A 14,210-nucleotide genomic window follows, 5' to 3' on the forward strand; every position below is an offset into this window, starting at 1 on the left:
CTCCCTTAACCTTAATTTAAGGGTTAGGGGTTAGCGAAAGGAAAAATTCACACAAAAAAGTGAATTTTAACACTTTTGTGTGCATAGGGAGGATGCTTCGTGGAGGAAAATTACGGCAAAATCATTTCAAATATCAGAATTGCGAAGGGCGTACCAATTGGAAAATTGATTTCTGGAATTTACGGGCGAACGGCTTATCGAAATTTTGTAATGAATCGAACGGGAACATCGGTCGATAATTTTATGAAATTGCTTGCTAAGCTGCATGTAAGTTATACGGAATTCAAGTACATTGCGAACGGGTTTGAAACGGATTATGAACAGCGGTTTGTAATTGATCTGCAACGGGCGATTGCCCAGGGAAACCTCGAACGGTTGGATTCGCTTTTACAACGAACGCTTAATTACTGTGCGATTTATGAAGACGACGAGAAGTACCGTCATTTAGCATGTATAACGCAACTGACGATTGATAAGATGAAAGGTGATCGACTGGATGAAAATGCGCGCCAAGTGGTTACCAATTACTTGATCAGATGCGAAACTTGGACCCATTATGAGCTGATGATGTTTAACAATGCAATGTTTGCTTTTTCACTTGATCAGATCCGCATGTTCCGGGAAAAGGTGATCCATAACCTTGAAAAATATCAGAATTTAAGAGTTTATGGTAGTGAAAGTTTTCGGGTGCTGATCAATATGCTGATGGTTTTTATTGAAAGTCAAAGTTATCGGGACATCCGTATTATGATGGGCCTGATCAATAATTATCAGCTAAACGAAGATATGTTGTTTGAAGAAACATTACGTCTTTATTTCACCGGGATTTTGGATTTGATCAATCAAAGGATTCCAGCCGGGATGACTAAAGTCAACCAAGCACTTGAAGTGTTATCGATTTTGAATGCGAAAGACTATCATCAAAACCTAAAGCGGTATTTAGATCAGATAATTTTAAAATATAACTTGAACGTAAAGGCATAATCAAAAAAAGGCTGCGATTTTAAAACCGCAGCCTTTTGGTTATTGTCAATTTTATAATTTAACTGGTGTATTTGGTTCTTTGCCTTGAATCATTAACAAGTTGTTGTCAAATGCTTGCATCACCATTTCACGAACAGCGTGAGTTGTATAGAAGGCAGTATGTGGTGTTACTAAAACATTGTCACGGTGAATCAAATCATCTAAGCGAGCATCTGGAACGCCTTTTTGATCCCAGTTAGCGTTGAAAATTCCAACTTCATCTTCGTAAGTATCAAGGACAGCCCCAAAGATTTTACCACTGTCTAATCCGCGAAGAAGAGCGTCAGTATCGATCAAATCGCCCCGTGAAACGTTGATGATCACAACGTCGTCTTTCATCTTAGCGATTGATTCATCATTGATCATGTGGATGTTTTCTGGAAGAGATGGGACGTGTAATGAGATGACATCTGCTTGTGCATACAATTCATCTAATGAGTCAACGTAGTAACCCTTCTTTTCAACTTCATCGTTGTGGAACTTGTCGTAAGCAACGATCTTTGCCCCGAAGGCTTCAACTAAGTTCATGAACACCCGACCGATATGACCTGTTCCGATGATTCCGAATGTTTGATCACGAACTTCGCGCCCAATCGTTGGGGCCCACCGCATGTCGCCCCGGGCCATTTTGTCATCCATCCGCTTATCTTGCCGTAAGATCCGGGCAGCTTGAACGATGGCATGTTCAGCAATTGCGTTTGGTGAATATACCGGAACGTTTGTCAATGTAAATCCTAATTCTTTTGCTTTCTTTAAATCAATGTTATCAATTCCGATATTCCGGAGTGACCATTTGCTGATTCCGGCTTCATGCAAGGCTTCAACGGTATCAGCCTTGTATGGTAATTGTTGGTAAGTAACGACCCCATCAGCCCCCTTTGCAAGGTTAGCGTTTTCGGGAGTTAATAAGGCATCAGTGTATTCAACTTCAACATCGGGATGAGCTTTTTTCCATTCTTCAACGTAAGGAGCTTCATCTTTCCGAATACTATATGCAAAAATTTTTGCCATAAGTAAATCCTCCAAAATAGTTATGATTCATGGATTCCCATGTAGCTTAATTATACACTTTTTGGAAAATGGAAATTAGTAAAATGAAGAATAAATTTTTTTACATAAAGTCAAGCAGATTATTAGGAAGAATCAAATTTGAAAAAGTATACTGATAATGAAAGAAGGGTTTCAAATGGGAGATTTATTGATTTATGCCCTGGTAGTCTTGTTGGCGACTGCTTCAGGATCATCAACCGGACTAGGCGGCGGAGTGGTAATTAAACCGCTGTTTGATATTGTCAGCAATGCACCGACCGCAACGATTAATTTCTATTCGTCGTTGGCAGTTTTTGTTATGGCAATCGTGGCGCTGGGGAAACAGTTGCGGCAACGGTTCAAGTTTGATGTCAAATCATTACTGACGATTTCAGTTGGTTCAGTGATCGGCGGATTTATTGGTCAACGCTTACTGCGGCTAACCGTTACGGTCATGCCGGCAGCTCACGTGAAAGTTTTGCAATCAGCGATGCTTTTTATCATGCTGGTTTCGGTTTTAATTTATAACTTTGTTAAAAAACGACTGGTCAGCTTCCATTTGAAAAACATTCTTGTGATTTTAATTGTTGGAATTGGATTAGGAACTTTTTCAGTCTTTTTGGGGATCGGCGGGGGCCCAATCAACGTGGCCTTGACGATGTTGTTGTTCTCATTTAGCTTGCGTGAAGCGGCCGTTTACTCAGTGGGAATTATTTTCTTCTCCCAATTAACCAAGATGGTCACGATTGCGGTCAGTCCGGTTAAGCCGACGATTAGCCTGATAGTTGCTGCTGTCGTTGTGGTTGCAGCAGTTACCGGCGGCTTTTTGGGAACATGGATCAACCGGCATGCGTCATGTAAGGTTCTTAATCAAATTTACAATGTTTTATTATGTGCATTAGTGGGGGTAACGCTGTTTAATACGTTCCACTATGCAGGTGTAATTTAGAAAGAAGGATTTAGTTATGAAGATTTTACTTCATATTGATCAAACTGAACGGTGGGGTGCCGTTCAAGGAAACTTAACGAATTTAGCCAACGCCAAGCAAAATTTGCGGCCGGATTTGGACATTGAAGTGGTTGTTACCGGGGAAGCAATTCAACAATTGGTTGATAATGATGATAACCGTGCGTTGAAAGAAACGTTGAAGAAGGCAACGGATGCAGGCTTTGTGATTGCCGGCTGCAATAATTCGTTGAACCGGTTTAAGATTGCTCCGGAAGATCTGTTTTCGTTTGTCCGGGTCGTTCCTGCCGGATTGATTGAAGTTGCCGAAAAGGAAAATGAAGGGTTTGCATACGTTAAACCGTAAAAAGAAATAACTGCTCGAAGAAGACGCTTACCGTTAAAATTGTGGAAGCTGGTAAGCGTCTTAGTGAGTAAGATAACTATATGGGACCAAAAGAGGGTTTGCTTTTGGTCATGTGTAAGTGTTGTGGAAAAAAGGGTTAGTGTATTTCCACGCAATGAGTGTATCTGATTCGAAAATGTTTGTCAACCACTAAATTAATCTTTTTTTAAACTGTGATTAAATCACGGTTTATTTTTTTACTTTGATTATTAAATAATTATTTGATGAATCGATTAAATTAAAATCGATGATATCAGTAATTTAGTTGATAAATCCCCAATTATTTTATAAATATATTTTGGCAATCAAAATAAAATCATGTTTAATATCATTGTTAACAATAAATTATATTTTAGTTAACAATGATAGGAGAGATTTTATGAAAAAGAGAATTTCATATGTTTATATTTTAACAACTGCATTGGTTTTCAGTTTAATGGAGATCGTGTTGAAGTTGGCAAGCAATCAGGTAACCGGATTAAACGGGATCCAAATCAGCTTTTGGCGGTTTGCGATTGCCGTGGCCTGCTTTTTACCATTTATGATGCGGCAAATCAAACGGCAAAAAATTTCATTCACGGGGAAAGATTGGCGCAACTTTATTCTTCTTGGATTTGTTTTTGTTGTTTGCTGCATGTCAATGTATCAGATTTCATGCAAGTTAGAGCCGGCAGCAATTGCCGCCATTATCTTCAGTTGCAATCCGGTTTTTGTTTTACTGTTTTCAAAATTAATTTTACATAAGCGGTTAACCGGGATTGAAAAGGGGACCCTGTTTTTCGCGTTGATCGGGATGGTCCTGGTCGTCAGCCCGCATGAATTGTTATCCCAGTTGAATAACTGGCAGGGAATCTTAATTTCAATTAGTGGTTCGGCATTATTTGGATTGTATACTGTTCTTTCAAAACGGTATTTGAATGAAAATCCAGGGGCCAATGGTTTTATTATTTCAGGAATGAGTTTCTTGTGCGGTTTAGTAGAGCTGTGGATCGTGATTGGTCTTACTCATATTTCGGTAATCGGTAATTTCTTTAAATCAATCCCAAGTCTCCAAATGTTTTCAAGTGTTCCGGTGATCAGAAATTTAAACCCGGCCAATATTGGGATCTTACTGTTTATCGGAATCATAATTACAGCAGTCGGCTATAGTTGTTATTTTTACGCCGTTGAAAATGCAGGATCATTTCCAGCTTCATCATCGTTTTTTATCAAATCAATTTTGGCACCGATTTTGGCAACCATTATTTTGCATGAACAGATGAAACTAACGGTAATTATCGGGATCATTTTGGTGATCATCGGGCTTGCATTCCCGTTTGTCTTTAAAAAGAAAGAGGCCTGAAAATGAATTGGAATCAACGAAGAGAAAATAAAAATGAAAAATTAAGCAAAGTTGAACGTCATGGAAAACAAATTGCCGCGGGAAAGATCGTCGATGTCTTTGAACAAATTTTAGCTCCGGGAGATCGGGTGATCCTTGAAGGCGACAATCAAAAGCAAGCACGGTTTTTAGCTCAGGCGTTAGGAATGGTCGATGTTCGACGGGTTCATGACTTGGCAATGGTGATTCCAAGTATTGAAGACCAAAACCAGATCAATCTTTTTGAACGGGGAATTGCGACATCAGTTGATTTTTCATTTGCCGGTCCGCAAAGTCGTGCACTGGTTGAATTGATCAATCAGGGAAAAATCACGGTCAATAATATTCATACCTACATTGAACTTTATGGCCGGTTGTTTGTTGACTTAATTCCAGATGTTGCATTGATTACGGCTGCGCAGGCAGATGCCGCCGGAAATTTATATTTAGCCCAAAATACAGAAGAAACGCCGATCTTGGTTGAAGCGACCGCGGTTAAATCGGGGATCGTTGTTGCCCAGGTTAATGAAGTCGTCGACCGGGTGCCGCGGATCGATATTCCGGCGGAACAGGTTGACTTGATCGTAAAGGTACCAGAAGCGGGAAAGCCGTTTCCGTTGTTTACCCGGGATCCGCAAAAGATCACTGAGGATCAGATCATGGCAGGAATGCTGGCAATCAAAGGAATCTATGGCAAATACCAGGTAAAAACCTTGAATCACGGAATTGGGTATAATACAGCAGCAATCGAACTATTGTTACCGACATTTGGGGAGCAACTAGGATTAAAGGGCAAAATTGCAACAAATTGGGTCAATAATTCAACGCCGACGCTGATTCCCGCAATCGAAGCCGGATGGGTCAAGTCGATTTATTGCTTTGGTGGGGAAGCCGGAATGGAAAAATATATTCAGCAACGTCCTGATATCTTTGCGGTTGATCATTGCCAAAATTTAAAATCTAACCGGGTATATGCACAAATTGCGGGGCAGTATGCAATCGATATGTTTGTGGGAGCGGCCTTGCAAACCGATGCAGATGGGAATGCCTCAACGATTACTGCCAACCGATTAAGCGGATTTGGCGGAGCGCCTAACATGGGATCTGATCCACACGGTCGGCGGCACTTGACTGATTCGTATCGGCAAATTGAAGACTCGCACAAGCAAGGAAGAAAACTTGTAGTTCAATTAACAACTTCCCGCCGGTGGAATCATGAGCCGGTTTTTGTTGATCAGTTGGATGCATGGAAGTTGAAGGAGCGGTTAGCGGTTGATCCAATTATGATTTACAGTGAAGATACAACGCATATCGTTTCTGAAAATGGAATTGCAAACCTGTATAAAACTGACAGCCCGACTGAAAGACGGCAAGCAATCGCGGCAATTGCCGGGGATACAGCAGTTGGTCAGAAGTGTTCGGAAAAGGAACGGCAAGTTCTGCGGGAACGAGGAATTGTTCAAGCGCCTCAAGATCTTGGAATTCATCGCCGAGAAGCGACCCGGGATTTACTTGCGGCCAAATCGATCGATGAGTTAGTTAAAATTTCGCATGGACTTTACCGACCGGTGAAAAAATGACAAAAAAGACTGTGCCACCAGTGGCACAGTCTTTTTTGTTAATTTTCTGAATTAATATCTTTTTTCGGTGCGTTTTTAATTAAGAACCAGCATAAAATTCCTGAAATAATGAAGATTCCAAACGTTAACCAGAGCAATTCATGGATTCCGTTATAGTATGCATGTCTGATGATGGCCGTGATGTGTGGAATTTGATGGAATTTTTGAGCCATTGTCATTCCTGAAAACGGACCAGCCTTAATGATGATCCGGGCAGCCTCGGTGTTCCCAAGATGAGCAGTTAAACTGCGTTGGTAACCATCACCGACTACCAGGCCAAGAACAACGACGCCAAGACAGTTTCCGAACTGCCGGCAAACATTATTGATCCCGGATGCCATTCCCATATTTTGCGGTTTAACGCCAAGAAGGGCAGCGTTTGAAATTGCAGGGTTGATTCCGGCATTTCCTAATCCCATAAAGATGAATGCGGGAATCAAGAATGTCCACTTAAGATGGTAACCGAGCATTAAATTCATTGTAAGAACTCCCACCGCTTCAATTAGCAGAGATCCGCTGGCAAATAAGCGACTTCCGATTTGGCCGACTGCATAACCGACAAATGCTCCTAAAACGAGCGGGAACGCACTGATGATCAACCGTTGGAGACCAACTTCAAGCGGAGAGTATCCCATGTAGTCTTGCATCAAGATCGTTAAGTATGTAAAGAACGAGAACAATCCAATTGCAATTGTGAAACCAGCAATACATGATCCAACGAATGATGGGTTTTTGAAAAGCTCAAGGTTCATCATTGGGTGCGGAACATGTTTTTCCCACAAGATAAAGACGATCAGTAAAATGATGCCGGCGATGATCCAGCCGATAATGTTCGGCGTCATCCAACTTGTGGTAATGTTATTTTCCTTATTTAATAATCCAAGAACTAAGCAAAAGACCATTGCGGTACTTAAGACCATTCCTAGTAAATCAAGGTGGCGGTCGACTTCATGGTGTTTTTCGGTGATGAACTTGATACCGATCCCAATGGCAATGATTCCAATCGGAACGTTGATCAAGAAAATCGAACGCCAGTTGATGTATTGAACGAGCAGGCCACCGACAAGCGGTCCGATCGATGTCCCGAAACCAACGATACTTCCCCAGATTCCAAGGATAAATGCCCGTTGTTTTCCTTCATAGTTATCACCGATCAACGCCATTGATAACCCTAAGATTCCGGCACCGCCGACCCCTTCGATTCCCCGGGAAATATTTAAGAATAAACTATTCGGGGCAATTGCACATAATAATGACCCGGCGGTAAAGATTCCCATTGAAAGGAGGAAGAAAAGTTTCTTCCCGTACATGTCGCCGAGCTTACTGATCAAAAGAATCGAAATGGCATACGTTGCAGTATAGGCATTTACGATCCATTGCGTTGAAACATAACTGGTATGAAATTCATGTTGAATTGTTGGAAGCGCAACGTTGACGATCGTAATATCAAGCATCGCCATTAAGATTCCCATGCCGATTGCGATTAAAACAAGCCAACTGGTTTGCTTCTCTTGTTTTTGTTTTGCAGCCATCATTTACCCACTTTCTATAATGAATTTGACTAAGCTATTATAGTCCTTATTTTTAATAAGTGAAACCTTCTTCAAAATGGAAGAAGGTTCACGTTATCGAATCACATTTGACGCAACTTATTATATTTTCAATTATGTTGCTTGTCAACAAAAGTGAATAAAAAATAAGAAGACTGGATTTCTATCCAGCCTTCTTATTAGTAGATTAAATTCTAACTAAGAGGATTTTCAAACCAACTAGTCGATTTGAATGTTATGATTCTTGTCGATTTCTTCTTTGGTCTTTGGTAATGTGACCGTCAAGACCCCATCTTCATATTTGGCAGAGATCGCCTTGCCGTCAACTTGTGGTAACCGGTATGAACGGCTGTAAGTTCCATAATCGCGTTCACTGGTGATGATGTTGCCTTTCGGATCACTTTCATCACTGAATGAGTCACGTTTGGCATCAACCGTCAAGACATCATCCTTAAAGTTTAATGCGATGTCTTTCTTGTCGACCCCTGGCATATCGATTTTAACGATATATTCTTTACCTGTTTCTTTAATATCACTCTTTAATGATTTCATTTCATTATTCCAGCTGTTAAAGAATGAACGACCGAAATTATTGAAGAAATCATCACTGTTTGCTAAACGATTAAACCGATTCATTAAATCATTACTCATATGATTACATCCTTTCTTATATTCCTTACATCTTTATCATACCGCGGAACGTAAGCGAATACAATTAATCAGCCTGGCACAATTTATTTTACTTTAATTTCTTTTTGTCCTTTAAGTGCCGGTGAATTCCCCCAAGAGTCATTAGAATAATAACGATCAGCGAGACGATAAAACCAGTCACTCCAAGGTTATAGACTGGAGTGTTTCCGTGACTTCCCTGAACAAGCATTGATGAGCCGAGGATGACAGCTGCAAGAATAATTGTCACCATAATGCGGTTAACGATTTGATCTAACCGGTAAAGAATCTTATTTTGATCTTTAAGTTTAAGCGTTAGCCGGGCTTGATTAGCATTCATAATATCAAGCAACTGGTTTAACTTTTGGGGAACGGCTGGAAGCTCCTTGGCTGTTTGCAGGGTTTGCCATGCAAGGTCTTCAACTGAGTTTTTAAGATTGAATTTTTGCTTTAAATATTTGACTCCAAACGGCCGGGCAATATCCATGATCGATAATTCAGGATCAAGTTGGGCAACGATTCCTTCAAGGGTTCCAAAGGCTTTGAACAGAAGGGTGACTTCTGGTTTCATTTGAAGGTTATTTTGGTGACAAAGGGTAATGATCTGGTACAGGGTCGTTGCAAAATCAATTTCCCCCACGCCCATTTTCAAATACGGTGTGATAAAGTTCCCTAAGTCTTCATAGAAGCTTTCTTCGTCCACGTCGCCGACCCGATTGCAAACATTTAAAACTGCCTCGCCGATTTTACGGGAATTTTTAGTATTGAGAGCCAAAATAATGTTAGCAATTCCGTCAACTAAAGCAGGCGTCAACCGGCCCATCATTCCAAAATCAAGGTAGGTCAGCCGGTATGGCGGAAGTGATTCGCAGGTTTCGACTTTGATCTCGTTTTGGCCGATTTTTTTTGCATAGTGGTGCTGCGGTTCGAAATTTTGTTTTTCATTAACTTCTTCACTGTAACTTAAACGGTGAAAAAGAATGTTTCCGGGATGTGGATCCGCATGAAAGAAATTATCGACAAAAACCTGTTTGATGAAGTTTTGCACGAGCGTTTTGGCAACATATTTCTTCGTTGCCGTCAGTTCTTTGGCTGCTTGAGTTTCAGGTTCGGCCGTTTGCTGGATAAGGTACTTGATACTTTTTCCAGGCATCGCTTCGTTAACGAGGATTTTTGAAGTTGAGTATTGTTGATACACTTTCGGAACGCGAATGATGCCGTCGCCGTTATTTAATTTGTAAAATTCGATTCCGTTTTGGATTTCGACCTGGGTATTGATCTCGTTTAATAATGCCGTTCGAATTTCATCAAGGGTTTCATTAACGTCAATAACTTCAATGTCAGGGACGAATTTTAAAATCGAAAGGGCCTTGCGGAAAAGAGCGAGGTCAGTTCGTACCAGTTCTTCAACGGCTGGATGTTGGATCTTCACCACCACTTCGGTTCCATCTTTAAGGGTTGCGTGGTGGGTTTGACCGATCGATGCGGAAGCGAACGGTTTTTGATCAAATGAAGCAAATGTATCGGTAATTGATTTCCCGGTCTGCTTTTTAAAGGTTGCAGCAACCGTTTGAAAGTCATCAACTTGAACGTTATCTTGCAGTTTCCGCAGTTCTTGAATGTATTCCGGTGAAATTAAATCCGGCCGGGTTGAAAGCAACTGTCCGGCCTTGATAAAGGTTGGTCCAAGTTCTTCAAGTGCTTCGCGAAATTCAGCTGGATGGGTCTGATGAACGAAGTTGTGAAGCATATTATAGTTGCGCATGATCCGGATAATATGAAGAAGCCGGGTTCGTTTGTCTTTGCGCGTGATTGTAACTGCCGTTTCGGTCATTATTAAATCCCCTTTAAGCTCGATTTTGTTAAACTAATTTTACCATTTAATCAAGAGCGGCGAAAAGGCAAATGCCTGATACACAATGATGAAAACGGTTCTTTAATTTTGATAATGAAGATGATACACTAAAATAGTAAACGCTATCATAGCAAAGAACGATGTATTTAATACACAAAAAAAGGGAGCCATGAGGAGGTAAAATTTTGAAACGCAAAGAAAAGGTTTGGGAATATTTGAAAACCGTTTTGCCAGATCATCCTCAAGGAGTAACGACTTCAAAAGTTGCGATGGATCTGGATTTGGTTCGAACAAATGCCAGCAAAGAGCTGAACGTTTTGGTAAAGGAAGGAAAGTTAGCTAAAACAGCGACCCGGCCGGTCAAATACTTTTTTGCTGATCAAGCTCAGCCAACAGTTGCTCCGGTTTCAAATGAAAAGAAAACAAAGAGCCAACCGGATGAAACAGAGAATCAGAAGCAAAAAATTCACCAAGATGATATTTTTGATCATTTAATTGGGAAAACAAGCAGCCTTAAAAACCAAATTGAGCAGGCCAAGGCGGCCATTTTATATCCACCGCACGGCTTGAATGTTTTGATTACGGGCCCGACTGGATCTGGGAAAACGTATTTTGCAAATGCAATGAATCAATTTGCGTGCAATCAAGGAGTAATCAGCAATCCGCATTTAACAACGTTTAACTGTGCTGATTATGCCCACAACCCGCAACTTTTAATGTCACATTTGTTTGGGTATGTTAAGGGAGCATTTACCGGGGCGAATGAGGATCAAGAAGGATTGATTCAAAAGGCTGATGGCGGGATTTTATTCTTAGATGAAGTTCACCGATTGCCGCCAGAAGGTCAGGAAATGATTTTTTATTTAATGGATCATGGAACATATTCACGATTAGGGGAAACAGACAAAGCGCACCATGCTAATTTACGATTGATCTGTGCAACGACGGAGGATCCTGAAAGTTCATTGCTCGCGACGTTTGTGCGCCGGATCCCAATCGTTGTTCAAATGCCGAGCTTTAATTCCCGGACGATGCGGGAACGGTTTGGTTTGTTGAAACAAATGTTGTTGATCGAAGCTAACCGAATCCATAAGAAAATTTACTTTGACGAAGACGTTGCCCGGTCATTGATTGGCAGTGTAACTTATGGGAACGTTGGTCAATTAAAATCAAATGTTCAATTAGTATGTGCGCAAGGATTCTTGAATAATATTCAGGAAAAGGATGCCATTTACCTGCACTTTGAGCAGCTTCCGCCAAATATTAAAGATGGTCTTTCGCGCCTGGCAAATGATCGGGAACAATTTGGCGACTTGGCCAAAATGATGGATCCGCAAATGGTGGTTGCGCCGGATGATTCGACTGCGTTGATCAATGATGAAGATAACTATGAATTACCATATAATCTGTACGAAATCATTGGCGATAAAGCAGCATTGTTGAGTAAAGAGGGGCTTGACCAAGAGGCAATCAATAATTTCATTATGACGGACATCAATGTTCACCTTAAAGGGTTCTATTCTGATAAGCATTTGGAACGCGGTCAAGATGACCTGTACGAAATCGTGGATCAGGATGTGGTCGATCTGACGAACCGGTTGAAACAGATTTTAAAGGATGCCGGTTATCAAATTTCAACGAACTTCCTTTATGCGATGAGTCTGCATATCAGTTCATTTATCAAGCGGGTCGAGTCAGGAAAACCATTGCGGAAAGTCGCCCCGAATATGATTTCGATGGTTCAGGATTACCCGCAGGAATTTGAATATGCCAAGCTCGTAAAAGATGAAATTGAAAATCACTATCATTTGCCGGTTCCAGATTCGGAGCTGTACTATTTAGCGGTCTTACTGATCTCCCTTCAGGCTGAAAAACAAAACGGAAAAGTGGGGATCGTGGTTGCTGCTCACGGAAACAGCACGGCTTCTTCAATGGTTCAAGTTGTTGACCAGTTACTGAATCCGGATAACTTAACGGCATTTGATATGTCGCTTGATATGAGCCCGCAAGAAGCATTAAAGGGAATCGAAGAGAAGGTTCGCCAGGTGGATTCGGGGAATGGAGTGATCCTGCTGGTTGATATGGGATCGTTAAGTACCTTTGATGAAAAAATCAGTGACCATACTGGAATCAAAGTTAAATCTGTTGATATGGTAACGACGGCGTTAGTTTTAGAAACGGCTCGCAAAACATCGCTGATCGATAGTGACTTGGAAAACGTTTATCGGGAAATTTCAGAATTCAGTGGTTATTCACGGACAACGGAACGTGAAAAAACTGAGGTTCAGCATTTACCGCAAAAGGCCGCTGTGCTGACTGATCAGCAGCCGAAAGCTATTTTAGCAATCTGTTCAACTGGTCAGGGGACGGCAGTCAAGATCAAAAAGATGCTGGACAGTATTTTGGTGGATCATTTGATCGATGATATCGTTGTCTTGCCGATTTCCGTCGTTGATATGGAGCAGCAGATTGCGAAGATCCAAAAGGATTATCGGATTGTGGCGGTTACGGGAATTGCCCGGCCGCACCTAAGCGTTCCGTTTGTTTCACTTGAAAAACTGCTTCAAGGCGGCGGTGAACAGTTTATTACCGCAATTGAGAATTTTACAAATAACATTGAAGCTGAAAATCAATTAGAAACTTCGGAAGAAATGGCAAAGGAAAGAATTCAGCACTATTTGGGACAGTATTTTACCTTTCTTAATCCGGAAAAGGTTACGGCGGTTCTTTGGGAGTACTGTAAGGTAGTTGAAAAGGGTCCGGTAAAACTGAAAAATTCATTAAAGGTTAATTTAAGCATGCATCTTGCTGGGGTGATCGAACGGATTTTGACCCAAAGTGAATTGACGGTTCAACAGGATATTCAACTTGCAGCGGTTCAGGATGATCCGGTTTATCCAATGGTGGTCAAGGCCAACCAAATGCTGGCAGAAAGCTTGAATATTACCTTGCCTGAAGAAGAAGTGTATTACGTTGTCAAATTGATTGATACACAAAAACAATAACGATTAGTGAATTGCTTGATACACAATTAAAAGTGTATCAAGCATTTTTTATCGTTGATATAAAAGCGTTTTCAAGAGATACACAAAGTTGGCACGCTTTTTGCTTATTGTTTAGTGTAAGGCAAAACAATTTGGTGAATGGCTGATTATTAGCAATTATTTTATTCATTATTAAGCCAGTCTCCAATAACGAAAGTGTGATCCTTATGCTTCAAGTTCAATTGCTTCGAATCGATAGCCGATTGCTGCATGGTCAGGTTGCAACGAATTGGGCACGGGTTCTGAAAATTGACAGAATCATCGTTGCGTCTGATAGCGTGGCTCAGGATGCGATTCGGAAAACACTGATTAAGCAGGCTTCACCACCCGGACTGCGAACCCATATCGTTCCGGTTCAGAAGGTGATTCGGATTAATCAGGACTCACGTTTTGATGGAGAAAAAGTTTTATTACTGGTTGAATCTCCCCAGGATGCTTTGCGATTAATCCTTGGCGGAATTGAAGTTTTAAGAATCAATATCGGTTCTTTGAGCTTTGACAATTCCAAAAAGATGATCAGCGATACTGTCGCTGTTAGTCAACGAGACATTCAAGTTTTTCAACTTCTTAGTCAGCATGGAATTCGGCTTGAGATCCAACAGGTTTCAAGTGATTCAAAGAAGGATATTTGGAAGTTATTAAAGAATAAGAAGTTAGTGGATTAATTGATTGCTTTTACAGACATTAAATTTAAGCGTAATGGTATTAA

The 14,210-nt window shown here is 40.9% G+C and carries 11 protein-coding genes; 7 read left to right on the forward strand and 4 right to left on the reverse strand.

Features of this window, described 5'->3' with window-relative positions:
- Nucleotides 1-99: 99 nt before the first annotated feature.
- A complete protein-coding gene (locus A3O17_RS00710) occupies nucleotides 100-984 on the forward strand; it encodes an Rgg family transcriptional regulator (protein ID WP_064208578.1) in 885 nt (294 codons plus the stop codon).
- Between the two features lie 51 nt (nucleotides 985-1,035).
- On the opposite strand, the gene A3O17_RS00715 is transcribed toward A3O17_RS00710, so the two are convergent.
- A complete protein-coding gene (locus tag A3O17_RS00715; protein WP_064208579.1) occupies nucleotides 1,036-2,034 on the reverse strand; it encodes a D-2-hydroxyacid dehydrogenase in 999 nt (332 codons plus the stop codon).
- Between the two features lie 175 nt (nucleotides 2,035-2,209).
- Between A3O17_RS00715 and A3O17_RS00720 the strand changes: the two genes are divergently transcribed.
- From A3O17_RS00720 to A3O17_RS00735, 4 genes are all read left to right on the forward strand, one after another.
- Complete coding sequence (locus A3O17_RS00720; protein ID WP_064212623.1) at nucleotides 2,210-3,001, forward strand: sulfite exporter TauE/SafE family protein; 792 nt, start codon at nucleotides 2,210-2,212, stop codon at nucleotides 2,999-3,001.
- Nucleotides 3,002-3,017: 16 nt separating this feature from the next.
- On the forward strand, nucleotides 3,018-3,365 hold the full coding sequence (locus tag A3O17_RS00725) for a DsrE family protein (RefSeq protein ID WP_064212624.1): 348 nt from the start codon (nucleotides 3,018-3,020) through the stop codon (nucleotides 3,363-3,365).
- Between the two features lie 418 nt (nucleotides 3,366-3,783).
- Complete coding sequence (locus tag A3O17_RS00730; RefSeq protein WP_064212625.1) at nucleotides 3,784-4,746, forward strand: DMT family transporter; 963 nt, start codon at nucleotides 3,784-3,786, stop codon at nucleotides 4,744-4,746.
- A 2-nt stretch (nucleotides 4,747-4,748) separates the two neighbouring features.
- Nucleotides 4,749-6,344 carry a malonate decarboxylase subunit alpha gene (locus tag A3O17_RS00735; RefSeq protein ID WP_064212626.1) on the forward strand — a complete coding sequence of 532 codons (1,596 nt, stop codon included), beginning with the start codon at nucleotides 4,749-4,751 and terminating at the stop codon, nucleotides 6,342-6,344.
- 38 nt (nucleotides 6,345-6,382) lie between these two features.
- Here A3O17_RS00735 and A3O17_RS00740 read toward each other — a convergent pair whose 3' ends face one another.
- The 3 genes from A3O17_RS00740 to A3O17_RS00750 form a co-directional block, all read right to left on the reverse strand.
- Nucleotides 6,383-7,915, reverse strand: a complete 1,533-nt coding sequence (locus tag A3O17_RS00740) for an MFS transporter (protein ID WP_064212627.1) — start codon at nucleotides 7,913-7,915, stop codon at nucleotides 6,383-6,385.
- A 237-nt stretch (nucleotides 7,916-8,152) separates the two neighbouring features.
- Nucleotides 8,153-8,584 (reverse strand): Hsp20/alpha crystallin family protein, encoded by a 432-nt coding sequence (locus A3O17_RS00745; protein WP_064212628.1) that lies wholly within the window; start codon nucleotides 8,582-8,584, stop codon nucleotides 8,153-8,155.
- A gap of 88 nt (nucleotides 8,585-8,672) precedes the next feature.
- Nucleotides 8,673-10,436 carry an ABC1 kinase family protein gene (locus tag A3O17_RS00750; protein WP_064212629.1) on the reverse strand — a complete coding sequence of 588 codons (1,764 nt, stop codon included), beginning with the start codon at nucleotides 10,434-10,436 and terminating at the stop codon, nucleotides 8,673-8,675.
- Between the two features lie 206 nt (nucleotides 10,437-10,642).
- On the opposite strand from A3O17_RS00750, the gene A3O17_RS00755 reads away from it, so the two are divergent.
- Nucleotides 10,643-13,462 (forward strand): sigma 54-interacting transcriptional regulator, encoded by a 2,820-nt coding sequence (locus A3O17_RS00755; RefSeq protein WP_064212630.1) that lies wholly within the window; start codon nucleotides 10,643-10,645, stop codon nucleotides 13,460-13,462.
- Between the two features lie 206 nt (nucleotides 13,463-13,668).
- Complete coding sequence (locus A3O17_RS00760; protein WP_064212631.1) at nucleotides 13,669-14,166, forward strand: PTS system mannose/fructose/N-acetylgalactosamine-transporter subunit IIB; 498 nt, start codon at nucleotides 13,669-13,671, stop codon at nucleotides 14,164-14,166.
- The last annotated feature ends 44 nt before the right edge of the window (nucleotides 14,167-14,210 follow it).

This window comes from Ligilactobacillus aviarius (assembly GCF_001654615.1).
Classification (GTDB): Bacteria; Bacillota; Bacilli; order Lactobacillales; family Lactobacillaceae; genus Ligilactobacillus; species Ligilactobacillus aviarius_B.